General features: G+C 36.1%; 10 protein-coding genes. 8 read left to right on the plus strand and 2 right to left on the minus strand.

Features of this window, described 5'->3' with window-relative positions; translation table 11 throughout:
• The first annotated feature begins 150 nt into the window (after window positions 1-150).
• The 6 genes from IAE53_RS00065 to pglX (IAE53_RS00090) all read left to right on the plus strand — a co-directional run bounded on the left by IAE53_RS00065 (window position 151) and on the right by pglX (IAE53_RS00090) (window position 11,679).
• A complete protein-coding gene (locus IAE53_RS00065; protein ID WP_200136375.1) occupies window positions 151-1,413 on the plus strand; it encodes a polysaccharide deacetylase family protein in 1,263 nt (420 codons plus the stop codon).
• Between the two features lie 154 nt (window positions 1,414-1,567).
• The gene (locus tag IAE53_RS00070) at window positions 1,568-2,956 is read left to right on the plus strand and encodes a DUF2130 domain-containing protein (RefSeq protein ID WP_200136376.1); all 1,389 of its coding nucleotides are present in this window, start codon (window positions 1,568-1,570) and stop codon (window positions 2,954-2,956) included.
• A 232-nt stretch (window positions 2,957-3,188) separates the two neighbouring features.
• On the plus strand, window positions 3,189-3,785 hold the full coding sequence (locus tag IAE53_RS00075) for a DUF1819 family protein (RefSeq protein WP_200136377.1): 597 nt from the start codon (window positions 3,189-3,191) through the stop codon (window positions 3,783-3,785).
• On the plus strand, window positions 3,785-4,366 hold the full coding sequence (locus IAE53_RS00080; protein ID WP_200136378.1) for a DUF1788 domain-containing protein: 582 nt from the start codon (window positions 3,785-3,787) through the stop codon (window positions 4,364-4,366). The genes IAE53_RS00075 and IAE53_RS00080 overlap by 1 nt, the downstream gene beginning before the upstream one ends.
• A gap of 14 nt (window positions 4,367-4,380) precedes the next feature.
• The gene (gene brxC, locus IAE53_RS00085; RefSeq protein ID WP_200136379.1) at window positions 4,381-8,019 is read left to right on the plus strand and encodes a BREX system P-loop protein BrxC; all 3,639 of its coding nucleotides are present in this window, start codon (window positions 4,381-4,383) and stop codon (window positions 8,017-8,019) included.
• A gap of 18 nt (window positions 8,020-8,037) precedes the next feature.
• The gene (pglX, locus tag IAE53_RS00090) at window positions 8,038-11,679 is read left to right on the plus strand and encodes a BREX-1 system adenine-specific DNA-methyltransferase PglX (protein WP_200554176.1); all 3,642 of its coding nucleotides are present in this window, start codon (window positions 8,038-8,040) and stop codon (window positions 11,677-11,679) included.
• 380 nt (window positions 11,680-12,059) lie between these two features.
• Here the strand turns inward: pglX (IAE53_RS00090) and IAE53_RS00095 are convergent, their stop codons facing one another.
• The gene (locus IAE53_RS00095) at window positions 12,060-13,145 is read right to left on the minus strand and encodes a site-specific integrase (RefSeq protein WP_200136516.1); all 1,086 of its coding nucleotides are present in this window, start codon (window positions 13,143-13,145) and stop codon (window positions 12,060-12,062) included.
• Window positions 13,138-15,348: a BREX-1 system adenine-specific DNA-methyltransferase PglX gene (gene pglX, locus IAE53_RS00100; RefSeq protein ID WP_255531275.1), complete on the minus strand. Its 2,211-nt coding sequence runs from the start codon at window positions 15,346-15,348 to the stop codon at window positions 13,138-13,140. Before pglX (IAE53_RS00100) ends, IAE53_RS00095 begins: the two co-directional genes overlap by 8 nt.
• A gap of 113 nt (window positions 15,349-15,461) precedes the next feature.
• Between pglX (IAE53_RS00100) and pglZ the strand changes: the two genes are divergently transcribed.
• Window positions 15,462-17,993 (plus strand): BREX-1 system phosphatase PglZ type A, encoded by a 2,532-nt coding sequence (gene pglZ, locus IAE53_RS00105; RefSeq protein ID WP_200136489.1) that lies wholly within the window; start codon window positions 15,462-15,464, stop codon window positions 17,991-17,993.
• An 18-nt stretch (window positions 17,994-18,011) separates the two neighbouring features.
• Window positions 18,012-20,096: a protease Lon-related BREX system protein BrxL gene (gene brxL, locus IAE53_RS00110; RefSeq protein WP_200136490.1), complete on the plus strand. Its 2,085-nt coding sequence runs from the start codon at window positions 18,012-18,014 to the stop codon at window positions 20,094-20,096.
• Window positions 20,097-20,251 lie beyond the last annotated feature (155 nt).

Here is a 20,251-nt window from a genome sequence, read left to right on the forward strand (position 1 = left end):
CCAAATTTCGAATTATCTTCACATTCTACCCACAATAACTTCAAATATAACAGTTATACTACAGTTACGTTAAAAATTTGATTTATGTTGATAACAATTTCACTAAAATTCGTATTATATCAATATAATGGCGATTCAGGGGTTGAATAGATGAAAAAAGTAGCTTATATGGTTTCGGTAATGTTGGTTGGCATGCTTATTTGCTGGTCTGTTGGGCAGATGAGTGGGACAAAAAAAGCCACATCTTCTACACCTGCGGTCGTGTTGGCAGCAGAATCACACAAAGCCACACCACTTGCTCAAGCCAAGCTAGACTATCAACAATATAACTACGCCAAAAGCCTCAAATCAATTACCAATGACAATTCAACCAGGGCTAAAGCGCTCAAAAGAGAGATTGAAGCCAGTAAGTCGGAACTTGTAACATGGAATGATCCAGACAAGTACAGTCATTTATTTTTCCACAGCTTAATTGTTGATCCGACGCGCGCCTTCACCTCCAAAAAGGGGCAAGGGTACAAGGATTACATGGTGACGATCGGTGAGTTTAATAAGATGTTGACGCAACTCTATGCCAAAGGCTACGTGTTGGTTAATTCTGAGCGATTGGTGAAGAAAAATGACAAAGGCGAGTTAGTCTTTGATGGGGTGAGCTTGCCAAAGGGTAAGACGCCATTGGTTCTGTCGCAAGATGATGTCAACTATTATGAATACATGATCAATTCTGGATTTGCCTCGAAGCTGGTGGCTACCAAAAACGGCATCAAGAATGAATATATTGACGCTAATGGTAAGACATCGGTTGGTAATTATGATTTGGTGCCAATTGTTGATGAATTTATCAAAACCCACCCTGATTTCTCATACCGTGGTGATAAAGGTACATTGGCGGTGACAGGTTATAATGGCGTCCTTGGCTACCGGACATCTGTGTCACAATACGGCGACACGACCAAGACCAAGCGCGAAACAGAAAAAGCTCGCGAGGTCGTCGCCGCCTTGAAAGCAGACGGCTGGAACTTTGCCTCACATTCATGGGGACACCTGAATATGAAGACTTCTTCTGTGGCAGATGTCAAGCTTGACACTGACCGTTGGGAAAAGGAAGTGCAACCCATTGTCGGCAAGACGAACATTTTGATTTTTCCATTTGGCGCAGACATTGGCGATTGGCAAGGATATCAAGATAACAACGAGAAATTCGCCTATCTGCGACAGAAAGGCTTTGAAATCTTTGAGAATGTTGATGCGTCGCACACGTCGTGGGGTGAGATGACGACGAAGTATTATCGCCAAGCCCGTATCAATGTTGACGGCATTCGCATGACAGATGACTTGAATGGCACAAACTCAGTGCTCAACCCATTTTTTAACACAGCAGAAGTCATTGATAGTACCGATCGTAACAAATAAAGCACGCCGTTCTGGTGTGCTTTTTCCATTGACTAAAACGATACACAAGTTTTATTAAATTGATATGATAAAACATAATAGCAAAACCCAATTTTTGCTATAATGAGAATGATTATATTGACTAGAATTCATGAATTAAAAAGGATAATCTCACATGGCAAAGGTAAAATTTCACATTGCGTCACAAACGGAATTGGTTTTGGATGAAGATGCCAAAGCAGGTGATATCGTTGATTTAACTGACGAACAAAACATTGACACGAGCGTCATCAATGGAACGATTGCCGAAATGTTAGATGACAAATTGGCGCAATCCAAGACGGAATGGGAAGCTCAACAGCAAGCACAAGCAAAAGCTGAACTGGAGAACCAACTCCAACAACAAAAAGCGACACTACAAGAAAATATCAATGATAAAGAAAACAAAATTGTCGCCCTTGAGACACAATTAAAAAGTATCACTGAGCAAAATAACGTGGAACTCAAGGCGCAGTTAACACAAAAAGATTTGGACTTGAAAGATACGTTGGCTGATAAGCAGGCCAAAATCACGGCGCTGGAGTCGCAAATTGAAACGATTAAGCAACAACACCAAGCTGAATTGGAAACACAATTACTTAAAAAAGACGCAACGGCTCAAAGTGAACTGTCACAGCGCGACCAAAAAGTGTCCGAATTGACATCACAATTACAGCTTAAGGACAAAGAAAAAGAACTCCAAATTGCTAATGTGAAAGATCAATATGAAGCCCAGCTGAAGTCTGCTAACGAACAGGTTGAGTTTTATAAGGATTTCAAGGCACGCCAATCTACCAAGGAAATTGGTGAAAGCTTGGAACAATACGCGATGACTGAATTTAATAAAATACGACCTTACGCGTTCCCAAACGCCTATTTTGAAAAAGACAACGCATTATCTGAGACCAATTCAAAAGGTGATTTCATTTTCCGCGATTACCAAGATGGAACAGAATTTGTCAGCATTATGTTTGATATGAAAAATGAAGCCGACACAACAGCTTCCAAGCACAAAAATACTGATTTTTTCAAAGAATTAGACAAAGATCGCCGCGAGAAAAACACAGAATACGCCGTATTAGTGTCAATGTTGGAAGCCGATAGCGACTTGTATAACACGGGTATTGTGCAGGTTAATGACTACGACAAAATGTACGTGATTCGTCCGCAATTCTTTATCCAGTTTATTGGCGTGTTGCGCAACGCCGCGTTGAATTCGGTGGCCTATAAGCAAGAGCTCGAACAAGTTCGTGAACAAAACATTGATATCACTCATTTTGAAAGCGATTTAACGAATTTCAAGAATGCCTTTGGCAAAAATTACCAAAGCGCCTCAAAAAACTTCAAAAGTGCCATTGACGAAATCGACAAAGCCATCGCCCGCATGGAAGCCGTCAAGCGCTCACTCACAACCTCCGAAAACCAACTGCGTTTGGCAAATAACAAGTTGGAAGATGTCAGCGTCAAGAAGCTGACGAGAGGTAATCCAACGATGAAAGCAAAGTTTGATGGGTTGGGGGAGTAGTTGTTATTAAAAAGGTCAACAATGGTCGATAAAAAAATAATTATTACAAAATAATCAATAGATTGCCCGTTTTCAATGTTTTTTAAAGTATAATGTCTATTTTGTTATAATTTAAGGGGAATTAGTAGTCGTTCTTTAGCATACGCTTGGTATAAAAAAGAGTTTTTTGGGAGGAGAAAGCAACGGGAGATTTATTTTAATAAAAATAGTAAAAATTATTTTGGAGAAAGCAATGAAAGAATACAATGCTGGTATAGTTTCAACTGGATTTTGGTATGATGAGTTTCGACAATACTTACAATTAATTAACTCAGGACTTACGGTAGAAGAGATTCGCCAAAGAGCGATTGAACAAAATATATTTTTGGCATCAACAACATCGCGAGCCAAAAGAATGATTGGGGCGTTGTCCAGACGTGTTGCTTCACTGGATGAAGATGAAAAAGAGTTATTTAATGTGTTAGACATCTCAAACCAAAAAGCACTTAACATGATTGCCATTATGAATACAAATAAGCTTATTAGAGAGTTTATGTATGAAATTTATCGGAACGAATTAATTCTGGGTGATAGTGTAATTGAACCTCATGAATATGTCACTTTCTTTAACAAAAAGCAATCTGAAAGTGCCGAAATTGCGGCATGGACTGATCAGACAGTGCACCGTATGAAAGGAATAATCCATACTTTTTTAATAGATGCGGGGTTAGTTGTTGAAGAAAATGGGAAAGACTATATCAAAAGGCTACAATTGAACCGTAGATTACGTCAATTATTTATTAATAAAGGGCAGCAGAGATTAGTTGATTCATTAACGGGAGAAAATTGATGGATATTTTAAATGAACGCTTTAACAAGCTGAAATACAAATTAAATGATGAAAAGTTTCGACATAATCGCGGACTAAGCAATGAACTTGGTTATTACATTTTTCCTTATGATGCTAAAAGAGAAGAGTTGAAGGTACGGGAATACGTAAGAGAGTTAGTGAGTAAGTATTCGGCGTCACAAGACGGATTTGAGATACGTGAATTTAATTTATATCAAATTGTGATGAACATTGTTGACGAGGAAGACTTTCAAGAGGGACTTGAATTAATTGAAGAAGAATATGGTATAGGTGGTGTTATTTCTCAAATAGCCGAAAGTCTTGGTTTGGATGAGGATGATAACGAAATTGTGAATTATATTGATCGTCACACCACAAAACACAATGAAGTAGTATTTTTAACAGGAGTTGGTCAAATATTTCCATTGTTACGTTCCCATAAGATACTAAACGTCCTACAACAAAAGTTAGACAAGGTACCATTGATTATGTTTTTTCCTGGATCGTATAATGGTCGATCACTAGATATATTCAATGTTGTCCATGATGACAACTATTATCGCGCCTTTAAATTAGATTAGATTGGATAGAAAAAATGGAAATTAAGCAGATATTTGACAAACAAATTGATCGTGATATTCAGGGGGTTATTAAAGCTGAACAAGTTGAAAATGATATCGTTCAACAGGATTTAGATGAATACGTTGTGACAAATGAGTTGCAAAAACATTTTAATAGTTTTTTTTCAGCCTACGTGCGTTCAATTGATAATAAAACTGATAAAATTGGTGTCTGGATTTCTGGTTTCTTTGGTTCAGGTAAGTCACATTTTTTAAAGATTATTTCTTACTTATTAGAAAACCGTGAGATCAATGGACGGCATGCGATTGATTTCTTTCAGGATAAAATTCAAGATCCGATGGTATTAGCAGATATGCAGCGTGCTGCAAACATTAATACGGATGTGATGCTATTTAATATCGACTCAAAAGCCTCGTCAAATAGTAAATCAGATAAAGAAGCTATCATGCATGTATTTATGCAGGTATTTAATGATATGCGCGGGTACTATGGTCCTAATTTGCATGTTGCTGATCTGGAAGAAGATCTTGATAAAGAGGGCAAACTTGATACATTTAAAGCTGCCTACCAGAAAGCCGATTCAAAAAATGAACCATGGGAAAAAGGTCGTCGATCAGTGGTCCTAAAGTCAAAAGCAGTTAGGTCTGCATTAATTGAGGTTGGTAAGTTTGATTCTGAAAACTTGGCAGACGAATGGATTAAGTCGACTAGGGCTGAATATTCATTAAGTATTGAAGACTTTGCAAATCGAATTAATGAGTACCTTAATTCAAAAGAAAGAAATCATCACATTGCATTTCTTGCCGATGAAATGGGTCAATATATCGGTGACTCACGCGACCGCATGTTAAATCTCCAAACAGTTGCTGAAGATCTCGGGCGGCTAACGGATGGCCGCGCATGGGTAATTGTTACGGCTCAAGAAGAAATTGATAGTCTAGCTAAAGCTGACACGATGCATATGGCCGATTTTTCTAAAATTCAAGGTAGATTCGACACACGTATTTCTATGTCATCTTCAAACGTAGATGAAGTTATTAAGAGAAGGTTGCTCGAGAAAAAAACAGCAGTGACAACCAACCTAACAGCTATTTATGCGTCGGAAGGAACATCAATTGATAATATGCTTCATTTCAATGATGACGCTGAACGAAAAGTTTACAGGAATGCTGATACATTTAGTGAAGTATATCCATTCGTCCCATATCAATTTAATTTAGTGGCAGATGTGTTACGTGCTATTCGTGATAATAGTATTAACGGAAAGCACCAATCCGAGGGTGAACGTTCAATGCTTGCGATGTACCAAGATGCTGCTCGAATGATTGAACAAGAGGAAGTTGGCAAACTAGTATCATTTGATATGTTTTACGATCCAGTAGATCAGTTCTTAGACCATATGTACGCCAGCGTTATTGTTAAAGCATCTCAAAACGAACATATTAATCCTGACCATGAGGATAATAATTTTAATGTTCGTGTTCTGAAAACTTTGTTTTTGGTTAAATATGTGAAAAATTTCAAGACAAACGTAGAAAATATTGTTAGTTTGATGATTGACAATATTCATACCGAGCGTCTTACATTAGAAAAAGAAATTAAAAAAGCTCTAGGTATTTTGGAAACAGAAAATTTCATTCAAAAAAATCTAGATACCTATGAATTTTTGACAGATGATGAGCAAGATGTCAATCGAGAAATAAATAAAAAATACGTTGATCCACAAGAAATACAAGCGGAAATCGGTAACCGAATTTTTGGATCAATTATTCCTGCGCGTCATGCCTATAATTTGCTCCAATTGGGGAAAACGCAAAATAATCGTTATGTATTTAGTTTTATAAATAAAGTTGACGATCGTATCATTGGACGTAGTTTACAGACTGAAATGGATATCCAAATTGTAACTAAATTCAACGACAATAATGGCATTGAAGAAAATCTGCGCATGGAGAGTACTGGAAACAGTATTATTGTTGATTTACCAACTCAAACAACATTTACTGAAGACTTACGTCGTGGTAAACAAATTGAAATGTTTATAAATGAGGCGCATGCACAGAAGTCAGCCAGAAGCATTGAAACAATTATTATTGCTAAGCAAGCGGAAAAAGAGGCAATTTATGACGATATTAATTTGAAAATTGAACAGGCACTGAATGAAGCCACAATTTATATGAATGGTAAACCAGTGGAAAATAGTAAAGCTGATTTCGAAACACGAATTGGTCAAGCAATGGATGATTTGATCAAACGTGTCTACGGTAAGTTAGAGCATATCACTGCTGCAAAAGGCCCGAATGATTTGGCCAAAGCCTTGCGTAAAGAAAAACCTGTCCTTGAACTAGATGTTGAAGATACAGAAAATGAATTGGCGCTAGATGATTTGAAGACGTATATTCAGTTAGCTGGGCAAGTTTCATTAAGAAATGTCAAAGATAAGTTTGCACAAGCACCTTATGGATTCATTGATGATGATATTAATTGGTTGATTGGTAAGCTATTCATGGATGGCAAACTGACAGTATCTATTAATGGCGAAATAATGAGCTCTGTTGCGATAAATGATAGACTTATGTTTGATTACATTACTAAAAAACAATATCAAGATAAGTTATTATTAATGGTCCGTGAGGCTGTGTCGGCTAGGTTGAAGGGCTCTGTTAATGAAGTTGCAGATAATTATTGGGGTCGTTCAATAAATGGTGAAGATGAAGAGATATATCAAACTTTTTCAAGGCTCGCAAAGGATAAAATAAGTGATTGGAATAAGTATCGTGCCTTTGGCACGGAGTATCCAGGATCAAATGTATTAACTCAAGCCGTCAAAGTATTTTCGAGCATCATTAGCATCAAAGACATTAATGAATTTTTCCAATACGTCGATCGAGAATTGGATAGTCTATTGGATATTTATGAACAAGAGGGACTCCCAGATGTAGAATCGTTTTTTAACGGCAATAACGGACAAAAGGCCATTTGGGATCGGTCTCTAAAGTTAACACGTGAATATGAAATTAATGCGGTTTATCTTCAAGGTGATCAAGAAATTGCAACCATCTATGAACAAATTAAAAGTTTGCGTAACAATATTAGACCCTTTAATAATATTAAAAATCTCAAGCCTCTAAACGATCAATTGGACGAAAAGTTTAGTACGCGTTTAACGGTGGATCAGAATCAAGTTGTGAAAGAAATTGAAAGTTATCGATTCAGTGGATTGTCATATTTAGAAGAATCAGGTTTGGTTGATTCGCAAGTGAATAAATCTGAATTTCTACAAAAAATTGATGCTGCTAAACAAGCTGTGGTTGACGCTGGTAGTTTGAATACTGTTCATGCGGAAGGAGAACGTGCTAAGATAGCTAAGCAAAACTTTGAAGATAGAATTGACACGATAGCCAGAGCTACTGTTGCGACCAAAAAAACAGTTGATATGACTAATGAGGATCAACTTAAAAAAGTGGTGGTTGATCCAGTTCCAACAGTCAAAACGAAAATTCAAAAAAGACGTAATGCTAAACAATTAATGGGAATTGAGTCATCATGGACGATAAAATCAACCGATGATATCAATGATTATCTTGAGAAGTTACGCGCGAGTTTAACTGCCGAACTTGAAGGAACTGATGTTGTTCACTTTGAGCTCTAATTCATAGGGAAAAGAATTGTGGATAAGACAAAAATTAAAAATTTTGCAATTGATGCTAGACGTCAGTTGATTGAAGAAATCACACTTAAGGCTCGTTTGATTGGTATCAGAAAAGATGGCATTCAAGACCCTACCAATGAAACAAATGAAATCCAATTTTTTGGTGAGTATAGTATTAGCGGAGATGATATTCAACGCCGGCAAAAATTGGTGACAGAGCTTAAGAAACGTAGTACGGGTAAAAATTTAGAAGAAGTGTTACCTGTGTTTATTGAAGAGATCGCCTACACATGGTTTAATCGTTTAATTGCCATTCGATTTATGGAAGTTAATCGTTATTTACCAAGCCGTATACGTGTTTTGTCATCTGAAACACCTGGTCAAAATCAGCCTGACATTATTACTGAAGCGTTTAACTCTGATTTGGAATTTAATGCTACTGAAACAGAGCAAATAAAATTCGCTCTTCTTAATCAAACAGTTGACGTGATGAATGACTTGTACAAAATGATTTTTATTAAGCAAGCCAATAAATTAAACGACGTCTTGCCACAACTATTTGAAAAAATTGCTGATTATTCTGAATTATTGTTCACACCTAATTATACGGATGTGAGTGGCGTGATTCACAAACTAGTTAACGATATTGACGAAGCTGATTTTGACGTCACCAAATCTGGTCAAGTTGAAATTATTGGCTGGTTATATCAGTATTACAATGAAGAGCCTAAAGCCATCGCTTTCAAAAAGTCTAAATACACGGAATCAGATATTCCAGCTGTTACTCAATTATTCACACCGGATTGGATTGTAAAATACCTGGTAGAAAACTCTCTAGGTCGATTCTGGATTGATCATTTGCGCACTACTGGAGATAGTCGTTCGGAAAAAGAGATTTCAGAAACATTCAACTGGTTCTACTATATGCCCGCTGCTGAGCAAAATACTAATATAACTATTCAAATTACTGACGAAGACGTTTCAAAATCAGGAATTACCATTGAAAATATTAAGTTCATTGATCCTGCAATGGGGTCTGGTCACATACTAGTCTATGCCTACGATGTGTTCATGCAAATCTATGAATCATTAGGATATTCAATGGCTGACGCTGCAAAGTTAATCGTTCAAAAAAATATATATGGGCTGGATATCGACACTCGAGCTTTTCAATTAACCTATTTTGCAATAATGATGAAGTTGCGAAAAGATGACCGACGTTCACTAACTCGTGATATACGACCAAACGTGTTTGATGTGCCAGAAAGCTCAACTATTGAAACTGACGTACTTGCAACATTAATTGATAAAACAGAATCAAAGAACAAAGTTCAGTTACGTAAAGATTTAGATAATTTAATCAATGCTTTTAAATATGGTAATGAATATGGATCGTTAATCGATTTTGATAAAACATTGGACTGGAATGATCTTCAGCTGTTAACTAACCCGAAGCTTTCTCAAGGACAATTAACACTCGAAACAATTGATTTACCTTTATATCAGAAAAACTTAGCTGAGCTTATCAAAGTGGGAATGGTACTCTCTCAAACATACGAAGTCGGTGTTATGAATCCGCCATACATGGGTTCGGGTAAGATGGATGCGATTCTTGGAAAATATGTTAAAACTAAATTTCCTCATTCAAAGTCAGATTTATTTGCAGTATTCATTGAACGATTAGGTAGCATGATAGCTAAATATGGTTACTATGCTTTGATTACTCAGCACTCATGGATGTTTCTCTCAAGTTTCGAGCAATTACGTGCAATATTGACCAAACACACATTAATTAACCTCGCACATCTTGGAACCCGTGCGTTTGAGGAAATCAACGGTGAAGTGGTTCAAACAGTTGCTTTCGTTATGCGAAAATCTTCTTTAAGCGAATATGTTGGAACATATGAACGGTTAGTTGATTTTGATTCGCAGCAAAAGAAAGAAATTGCATTTACTGAATCAGTTAAAAAATCTAATGTGGATTATCTATATCGAACTAACCAAGCGAATTTTAAGAAGATTCCCGGTAGTCCGATTGCGTATTGGGCAAGTGCTAATCTGATTCATGACTTTGAAGTTGGCACTAGAATGGACGAAATAGTAGAACCAAAAGTTGGACTACAAACAGGAGACAACACTCTTTTTTTACGCCAATGGTTTGAAGTTTCATTAAACAATATTAAGTTTGATGCTAAATCAATCGATGAATCGATCTCATCAAACAAAAAATGGTTTCCATATAATAAAGGTGGTTCCTATCGTAAATGGTACGGCAACTATGATTATGTTGTTAATTGGGAGAATAACGGTGCCAAAATTCGTAATTTTAAGTTTCCAAATGGTAAGCAACGTTCAGTGGTAAGAAACCCCAATTATTACTTCCGTGAAACGATAAGTTGGTCTTTAATTACCAGTGGTGGATTTAGCATTAGGTATCGTAAACCATCCAGTTTACCTGACATCGCCGCTCCGTTTATTACAGGTTTACATGAAGATTTATTGTATTTATTAGGTATAATGAATTCCCCTGTAGGAAATTATATTTTTAAAATATTGAACCCAACTATTAATTTATCCAACGGTGTCGTAGCTAATTTTCCAGTTGTGGATACAAAGCGAGAAAAAAATTTTGATATTATTGAAAGTAATTTGAATCTAACTACTGATGACTGGGACTCCTTCGAAACCTCATGGGATTTCATCCAACACCCACTCCTCTCAAAAATCGATGAACATAATCGAAATTGGACAGTTGAAGCTGCATACGAATCCTGGGCTGATGAAGCGCAAACGCGATTTGATCAACTGAAAGCAAATGAAGAAGAGTTAAATAGAATTTTTATTGATTTATATGGGTTACAAGATGAACTGACCCCAGAGGTAGAGGATAAGGAAGTTTCGGTACGTCGTGCCGATCAGAAGCGGGATATTAAGTCATTGTTATCTTACTTTATTGGTTTGGTATTTGGTCGATACTCATTAGATGTTGATGGTTTAGCCTTTGCAGGTGGTGAATTTGACAAGGCAAAATATACCACGTTTATTCCTAATACCGATGATGTTGTGATGTTAACTGATGCTGATTATTTTGGTGATGAGCGTGATATAATGTATCGCTTTAAAGAATTTTTGGCAGTTACATTTGGTGAAGACAATCTAATTCAAAATCTTAGTTTTATTGCTGATGTTTTGGGTGGAAAAGGTAAGCCCGAAGAAGTAATCCGAAATTATTTCTTTAAAGACTTTTTCAAGGATCACGTACAAATCTACAAAAAGCGTCCAATTTATTGGCAATTAGAATCTGGAAAATTAGGTGGATTCAAGGCACTAATTTATTTGCACCGTTATGATGAAAATACAATGGCAATGATTCGTACCAACTACCTCAATGAGTTACAAAACGCCTATGAATCACGCCTGAGCACATTAACTAATTTGATTGATAATGCTACTGACACTAAATCTAAGAATGGGTACGAAAAGCAACGCGTTAAGTTAACCAATCATCTAAATGAATTAGTTATTTTTGAAGATAAGGTTGCTTATTTGGCTAATAAACATGTTGTTCTTGATCTTGATGATGGTGTTGTGGAAAATTATAAAAAAGTTCAATCTGATGAAGACGGCAACTTGCTGAATGTGTTTAGTAAGTTGAAGTAGCAAAACATGACAAGTTAATATAGTCTGTTTACTATTATTGACAAATTACTGAAATCTTAGTAGTATTTGTATATAGACCACGCAGAGATGCTGATGTGGGTTAACATTAATAGATGAGTGGTTGGAGGCAATAACACTAAGACCTGACTACTACAACTTTAGAAGATGCCACTATCGAGGCTGCACTTGTGCAGTAGCGTCATTAGAGAAACAAGCGCTGATGACACATTTGGGCCGCAAGACTCAAATGCTACATAAATCAAAAACGAAATCCATTGGATTTCGTTTTTTTATCACTATTTTTAAGAAAATTTGCCACTTATGACAGTTGTATTTGAAATAATTGTTGCTGGGTAGTGCCAAATATTGTGCCAAAATTATTAGTGATCTACGAGACCAATAATTTTAATGATTTGGCTTTGGTCTTGTGCTTCCAGTTCTTTAATAATATGCAAGTAGGTAGACTGGGTAGTAGTGACATTACTATGTCCTAGTCTCTTTGATACTGACAGAACACTTACCCCCTTGTACAACAGCACTGAGGCATGAGTGTGGCGTAAAGCATGAAAAGTTATTGCTGGTAAATTAAGTTCTTTTAATTTTGATTTTAAAACTTGATTAATTTGTGTGCTAACTAGTATGCGATGGTTGACTAGGAAAATAGGTCGAAAATCATCAACACTGTTAAAAGATAAATACTGCTTGAGCACAGATATAGTATTTGTATCAACTGTAACTATTCGGACAGATGCTGCAGTTTTAGTCTTTTTGAATCCAGTTCTATATTTGTAATCCCAAGTCTTATTAATTGAAATAGTTTGATTGGAAAAGTCAATAGCGTCACGAGTTATACCGGCGACTTCAGCGTAGCGCATGCCAGTCACTGCGGCAATGTAAATCATCATTTCACTAGGATCTAAGTAATTGATATTGCTAATTAGTTTACGCCATTCGTTATAGTTCAATGCTTTCTTATTTTCGAAAGATGGTTTACCGGTTATTACAGCTTTACGTGTGGGATCAGTTGGAATAATGTTTTCATCTAATGCATCGAGCAAACAAGCACGAATGTATTTGTGTAGTCCGCTAACAGTACGTTTTGCATGCGTTTTAGCAAAAATATTTAATTTTTCTTGGTACATCGTTTTAGTGATATCAATTAACTTTGTATCACCAAATAGTTTGCTGATATGTTTTGCGGTACTGACATACTTCATATAAGTAATATCCGAAACAATATTTTCTTTATAAAGTTTGATCCAATTTTGATAATATTTTAATAGGGACTGTTGTCCACGAAGGTATGTTGTGAGTTTGGGATTGTTGACTTGAACATATGATGCAGCACTGATAGCTTCTGATTTGATTCGAAATCCCGACTTTCTAAGCTTTCGGTAATTTCCATTGGCATCTTTGAACGAAATTTCAAATTGCCATACATTTCCACGTTTACGATAACTAACCATATTTATTAATTCTCCTCCTAAATTTGGCACTTTTTTGGCACACATCCGAAATTGTATCAATTATTGGCGGAGATTTTCGATTATGTTCATCGATTTTTGAGAGGAGCGGGTGTTGGGTGAAATCCCATGAGGTTTCGAAAGAATCCCAGTCAAATTTTGCTGCATTAACCTGTGATTTCGACATTTTGCTAATTTTACTGTTGTTTAGTAAATCCTCAACAAAAGGAACTCGCTTTAAATCACCAACTTGGGTAGTGATGGTCGGATTAATGATATTAATATACATCATACAAACTGGAGAATTTAATAATGCTAAGAGTGGATAATAAGTTTTTTCATCGGTAAATGCCGAGGAACCCTTTACATCGAAAAATGCGCCTTTAAAGCTTGCTCTTGCAGAAAAAATTGAACTAGTTATATCTGACCATGTAATGCTTGATTTAAGATATAGGTGTTGCATAGTTGTCTTGGATCTATTAAATTCATCATGTTTTGCCCAATTCACCAAGTAATCATTGTTGCCATACCAACGCCTAAAATGGCCTCCCTTATTGTATGGAAACCAATATTGTTGTGTCAAATCAATGTCAGAAATATTGTCTTGATTAAAAGCAACATTTTCAAAAGAAACTTCAAACCAGCTCCTCATATATTTATCATTATTTCCTGTCGTCATTCCAGAAACTATTTCAGCATATTGACTAGCAGCGCTATTCTCAATAAAAGTATTGCTAGTGTGTGGACTGACCCAATACGCAATTGGACTACCGGGAATCTTCTTAAAATTCGCTTGGTTAGTTCGATATAGATAACCAGTATCAGGATTCTCAATAATTTCTAGTACTTTCTGATCTTGAACTACCATACCCCCAGTGAATTCAGATAGTTTAACATATGAACCCAGTTCATGATTGGGGCTATTTTGAATGACAAAAGTATTGATTGGCACAGTCGCCTCTTCAAAAGCTGAATATTCCATTTGAATTAAGCTTGAGATTTGCTTGTTATCAACAATATAAGTGCGTAAAGCTTCGTAAGTTTTAATAAACATCCAAACGAATGGTGTCATGTAGGCAGCATAGCCATCTGGTTTAAGCATCTGTAAATTGTTGAAAATAAATACTGAAAATAGGTCACCCTTATAGGCTTTAAAGTGATTATTGATATATTTCTTTAAACTTGTTTCAAACTTGTTCATATACGGAGGATTGGTAACAACCACTTCATATTTGATCTGAAGCACGTTAATAATGTTTAACATGTTGATGATGCTGTCTTTTGAAGCAGCTATCCCAAAAACATCTAATTCATCAGCTTTAATTTTGGTAATTTCAGATTTTAATAGTTCAATATCATACTGCTTCTCAAACTGCATGATAGAACCCAGTTCAGTAGCATCTGAAAACAATGTCACCAATGCTTTAATTTCAGTGGCAGTAGTTTCGGAAAGCTGTTTGTATACATCATCTGGTATATTGGTTACGTCACGAAAAACATAAACCCTTGGGCTAATGTTACTTGTTAATATGCGACGGTTATATTCACGAGCCTTCATCATTAATGCAAAGTATGCCAGTTGATAAGCTCGCTTATCAATTTCAAGTCCCACAATATTATTTGCGAGAACTAACGATGCTGCTTCGCGTGACGAATATCCACGCTCTTCATACATTTTTATTAGTACATCAAAAGCATAAACGAGAATATGGCCTGAACCCATGGCGTTATCAAGTATTTTAATGTTTTCAAGATTTAGGTCATCGGTACGACGTTTTATGTCAGCAGGTAACAGATATTTAAGATCTTTGTCAATCTTGCTATTGGCTTCGTGTTCAATCCAATATTTTCCTAACGAGTTATCAACCATGTATCTCACAACCCAATCAGTTGTAAAAAGTTGAGTGGCTGCAGGAATGTCAGCTCTCTTAACAGCGCCACCAGTGATATTGACAACGCGCTCATGTGGTTCAGTATTGTAATACTGATATAACCAGCCAATAATTTCAACTTGACCAGATTTGGTGACGTCAAAATCAGCTTCGTCAATATCGTTAACTAGTTTGTGAATCACGCCATTCACATCCGTATAATTAGGTGTGAACAATAATTCAGAATAATCAGCAATTTTTTCAAATAGTTGCGGCAAGACGTCGTTTAATTTATTGGCTTGCTTAATAAAAATCATTTTGTACAAGTCATTCATCACGTCAACTGTTTGATTAAGAAGAGCGATTATTTATATTATTTTATCTGTGTTTTTTTGTACTAATCTAAAGTAAAATAGAAGTAAGATACTTTTTGGGAGCTCATATATAAATGGCAGCAGTCAGTTTACAACAAATAATCGATAAATTAAATAGTGAGTTCGTTATAGGTGAACGGCGCTTGATTTTTTGGTATGATGCGGCGCAAGATTTTTTTGATGATATTGAAGAGATTGCAAGCAAATTAGAGAATGCTAAATTGTTGATTATGCCTTATAATCAACAATTCAAAACAAAAACAATTATTGAAAGACAACAGCCTAATGATAGTTTCCTTATCTATTCACCCGCTCTAAAACCGACAGCTAAATTAAATTTTTTGATGGATGAACTTGAGTATTCACAAGAATTTACCGCTGACCGTATTGCGTTTATATCATTGGAACTAGGTATTCCAGAAGCTTTGCGTTCAATAGTGGAAGAGCACCAGATTTTCTTTGGCAATAAAGAAAGAATGCAAAAGTTGGCTAGCCTTAATCTGGAATATCGTGATGAACGTGACTTGATTTTGGGCATGATGGCGGTATTAACCAATCAAAAGACTGCTGATATTGAAACGATAACACGTGCAGTTATGGATGGTTCTTTTGATGAAGATAATAAAATTTTGGCAGTTCTTAACAAATATGATTTGTTGAAGCACTATTGGGAGGAGGTTAACCTTCACTTTGGTTATCAAAGCGAAACGCCCAATTTAATGCAATTTGTTAGCGCTCTGGTTTTGAATTTCACTTTTTTTGAATTATCAACTGAAATTCCTAGTAGTTACAAGATATATCGGGTTAGTCGACAATCAACTGTAGCTGTGTTCATGGCTAATTACATGAATAACAAAGAATATACGGCACGATACGATGTACTTGCCAATGCAGTTTATGATTACGTGCGGGCAGATAAATTATTCGGTAAAATGAGTATTGATATTATCGCAAAGGCATCGTCTTTTCGCCAATTTGATGAACGAGTTTTGAAATGGAGTATTGAACGATTGCTTGCGGGTGATGTCACAGCAAAGGTCAATGAATCTTCTATTGAGGAATTAACAGATGAACGAGTGAAAATGCATTTTGGGGATTTTTACTCGGAGGACTATCACGTTTTAAAACATGCTGCCGCTTTATTACAAAATCATAATGTTTCATATGGTGACATTGCAAGCATGATTACAGCATACAAAGAGACTGGGTTTAATATCGATAGACATTATCGCAAATTTTATCAACATTTGCATGCAGCGAAAAATCGAGATCAGTACGATAAGCTTCGTCAGCTTATCGAAGAAACGTATGTAAAATATTTGGCTAATGCGATTACTCAATGGAATAAGGAATTTATATTTACAGACGTTAATCAATCAAAATTAAATTTACAGCGAAACTTTTACCAGGACTATATTGCTAATCAGACTGCCAATACAGTGGTAATTATTTCCGATGCGTTTCGTTATGAAGCGGCGTTGGAACTAGCTGATTTGTTGAAATTTGATACAAAAAATATTGTTCGCGTAGAATCAGCTTTGACCGGATTACCTTCCATCACACCGTTTGGTATGGCACAATTGTTACCGCATAATTCACTATCATATGATTGCGATAAAAAAAATATCATTGTGGATAATCAATTTGATACCAATAATACGGAAAATCGTGCTAAGATTCTAAAGACTTGGAATGAAAAGAGTGTTGCTATTCAATTTGATGTGATCAAAAAAATGACGCAAGCAGAATTACGTGATTTTAGATCTAATAAAGAGATAATCTATATTTACCACAATCAAATTGATGCAGTAGGTGATACGCAAAAAACAGAAGATCAAGTTTTCGAAGCAACCAGGAAAGCCATTGATGACATTCATGACCTAATCAAACGTTTAGCTGGTAGTGCAAATATTGGTAATTTCTTTATTACAGCCGATCACGGATATATTTATCGAGAAGATAAAGTTGATGTTTCTGACAAGATTGAGCTGAAATTAGCTAAAGGTGAAAAACCTGGCCAAAGATATCTTATTAGCGATTACTCGTATGATGAACCTGGAGTTACTGCTACCAAATTGGGTGATATTCTAGGCAATTCTGATGACAGATTTGTCAATTATCCAAAGAGCATTAATGTCTTTCAGGGTGCTGGTGGAGGTAGGAATTACGTTCATGGTGGATCATCTCTTCAAGAGATGATGATACCAGTCATACACGTTAATGTTAAACGTGGAAAATCTACAAATAAACCGGCTGAGCTTCGGGTTTTGACCCCGTCAAATCGAATAACCAATCTGTTGACAAATATCGAGTTTTTGCAAGACGAGCCAATAAGTGATGTCGTAAAACCTAACGAATATAAAGTTTATTTCGTCAGTGAAAATAATGAAATTATATCAAATGAAGTCATTATTATGGCTAATTTAAAAGACAATAATGTCAATAATCGTCGTTTTCGCAGCTCATTTACATTTAAAGAGCAAAAATATAAACGGACGGACCGATTTTATATGTTAATAATTGATAGAACTACTGGTGTTGAAGTACAACGTAATCCATATATATTAGATATTGCATTGGCTGGTGGATTTGGATTTGACATTTAGTTTAATAAAGGCAATCAAATGACAGAAGAACTACTTACAGATGAAACAACGATTCTTGAAAAATTACAAACGAATTTTCCTGGGAAGTTTGTACGAAAGGATCTCACAAAGCTTATCAAGGAAGGGGCTAATGTACCAACTTATGTTTTGGAGTACTTATTAGGTATGTATGCCAATTCAACTGATGAAGTAGAAATTCAAAAAGGTATTCAAACTGTTAAGAACATTTTAGCGCGTAATTATGTACGACCTGATGAGGCAACAAAGGTTATTTCAAATTTGCGTGAAAAAGGTTCCTATACTATCATTGACCGACTAACCGTTTCGTTGAACTACCGTGTTGATCAATACGAAGTTGAGTTTTCGAATCTTGGGTTGAGTGGAGTGCCAGTGGATTCAATTTATCCATCTAAATATGAGAGGCTGCTTGGAGGAGGTATCTGGGCGATTGTTCAAATGGAATATATACATGAGGACGACTTGAGAGGAGATTACGATCAGAAAGAAAGTAAAGCAAATGATGGTATGCCATTTGTTATAAAGAATATTACACCAATTCAGATGCCAAGTATCAATTTAGATGAACTAAAGCTAGGACGTGCTAATTTTACAAAAAATGAATGGATTGATGTTGTGCTAAGAACAACTGGGATTGAACCCAGTAAATTGTCGCATCGTGAAAAATTACTTCACTTATTACGTTTGGTGCCATTGGTAGAAAATAACTATAATTTAGTGGAACTTGGGCCTCGGGGCACCGGAAAATCTCATGTTTATAAAGAAATTTCTCCTAATTCTATTCTAGTCTCTGGTGGTCAAACAACTGTTGCTAATTTGTTTTATAATATGTCTTCTCGTTCCATAGGATTAGTAGGTCTCTGGGATGTTGTGGCATTTGATGAGGTTGCTGGTATTAACTTCAAAGACAAGGATGGCATTCAAATTATGAAAGATTACATGGCCTCTGGTTCATTTGCGCGCGGTAAAGAACAAAAGGCTGCCAGTGCATCAATGGTTTTTGAAGGAAACATTAATCAAAGTGTAGATGTTGTGATGCGCACATCTCATTTATTTGATCCATTTCCAGATGTCATGGCTAATGACTCAGCATTTTTAGATCGTATGCATGCGTATTTGCCAGGATGGGAAATGCCAAAATATCATGCTGATCATTTTACTAATGGTTATGGCTTTATTACAGATTATTTTTCAGAAGTGATGAGAGAACTGCGGAAAATATCATATGGGGATGCAATTAGTAAATTTTTCAAATTGGGGCATCAACTAGCTAAACGTGATTCAGACGGTGTAGTCAAAACGGCTTCTGGCATGTTAAAATTGATATTTCCAAATGAACAGTATAGTCGTGACGATGTTGAAGAAATCTTGATTTTTGCGCTTGAAATGCGCCGTCGTGTTAAAGAGCAGTTAAAGAAGATCGGTGGCATGGAGTTTTTTGATGTGAATTTTAGCTACATAGATAATGAAACTTTTGAAGAACAATTTGTGCCTGTTCCTGAACAAGGAGGTTCCACGCTAATTCCTGAAGGGAGCGGTATGCCAGGACATATTTATTCTGTGGCACATGACGTTGGTGGACGCCTGAGTTTATATAAGACTGAAACACAAATGAGCGGTGGAACGGGAAAATATAATGTCACAGGCGTGTCAGGTAAAGATGCTTCAGAAGCTACTAAAACTGCATATAATTATTTGAAAGCTAATGCCAGTGCAATCAGTAACACTATCAGTCTTAACAATCATGACTATGTATTAAACGTGCAGAATTTAAATGGTTATGATATGACGAGAGATCTAGCTTTATCTACTCTGATAGCCTTAGCGTCAATTTCACTAAGTAAGCCAACTATTGATAGTTTGGTGGTGCTTGGAACCATAACAATTGGTGGCACTTTACAACGGCTGGATGATCTTGCCGATACGTTACAAGTTGCCCATGATAGTGGCGCGAAAAAAGTTTTATTACCAATGACATCTGCTGCAGACTTAGGGAATGTGCCACCTGAACTAATGAGTACGTTTAGCATTCTTTTTTACAGCTCAGTTGAAGATGCCGTTTTTAAGGCATTAGGAGTTGCATAATTGGTTATCTGTAAGTTTTAATCAGTAAGTAGTTAATGTAAACAGATATTTTGTCATTTTAATAATAAAAGCAATATTAACATTGGAAGTGAAGAGTTTTTTTACCTTTTGGAGATTTATCCTAAAATAGGATGTGAAGTATAGTGAGTTGATCT

Source organism: Leuconostoc sp. S50, from assembly GCF_016624925.1.
Lineage (GTDB): Bacteria > Bacillota > Bacilli > Lactobacillales > Lactobacillaceae > Leuconostoc > Leuconostoc pseudomesenteroides.

Bases quoted from the DNA above. Each gene is read 5' to 3' on its own strand.
- IAE53_RS00065 (WP_200136375.1), top strand. From the start codon at position 151: ATGAAAAAAGTAGCTTATATGGTTTCGGTAATGTTGGTTGGCATGCTT.
- IAE53_RS00070 (WP_200136376.1), top strand. From the start codon at position 1,568: ATGGCAAAGGTAAAATTTCACATTGCGTCACAAACGGAATTGGTTTTG.
- IAE53_RS00075 (WP_200136377.1), top strand. From the start codon at position 3,189: ATGAAAGAATACAATGCTGGTATAGTTTCAACTGGATTTTGGTATGAT.
- IAE53_RS00080 (WP_200136378.1), top strand. From the start codon at position 3,785: ATGGATATTTTAAATGAACGCTTTAACAAGCTGAAATACAAATTAAAT.
- brxC (WP_200136379.1), top strand. From the start codon at position 4,381: ATGGAAATTAAGCAGATATTTGACAAACAAATTGATCGTGATATTCAG.
- IAE53_RS00095 (WP_200136516.1), bottom strand. From the start codon at position 13,145: ATGGTTAGTTATCGTAAACGTGGAAATGTATGGCAATTTGAAATTTCG.
- pglX (WP_255531275.1), bottom strand. From the start codon at position 15,348: ATGAATGACTTGTACAAAATGATTTTTATTAAGCAAGCCAATAAATTA.
- pglZ (WP_200136489.1), top strand. From the start codon at position 15,462: ATGGCAGCAGTCAGTTTACAACAAATAATCGATAAATTAAATAGTGAG.
- brxL (WP_200136490.1), top strand. From the start codon at position 18,012: ATGACAGAAGAACTACTTACAGATGAAACAACGATTCTTGAAAAATTA.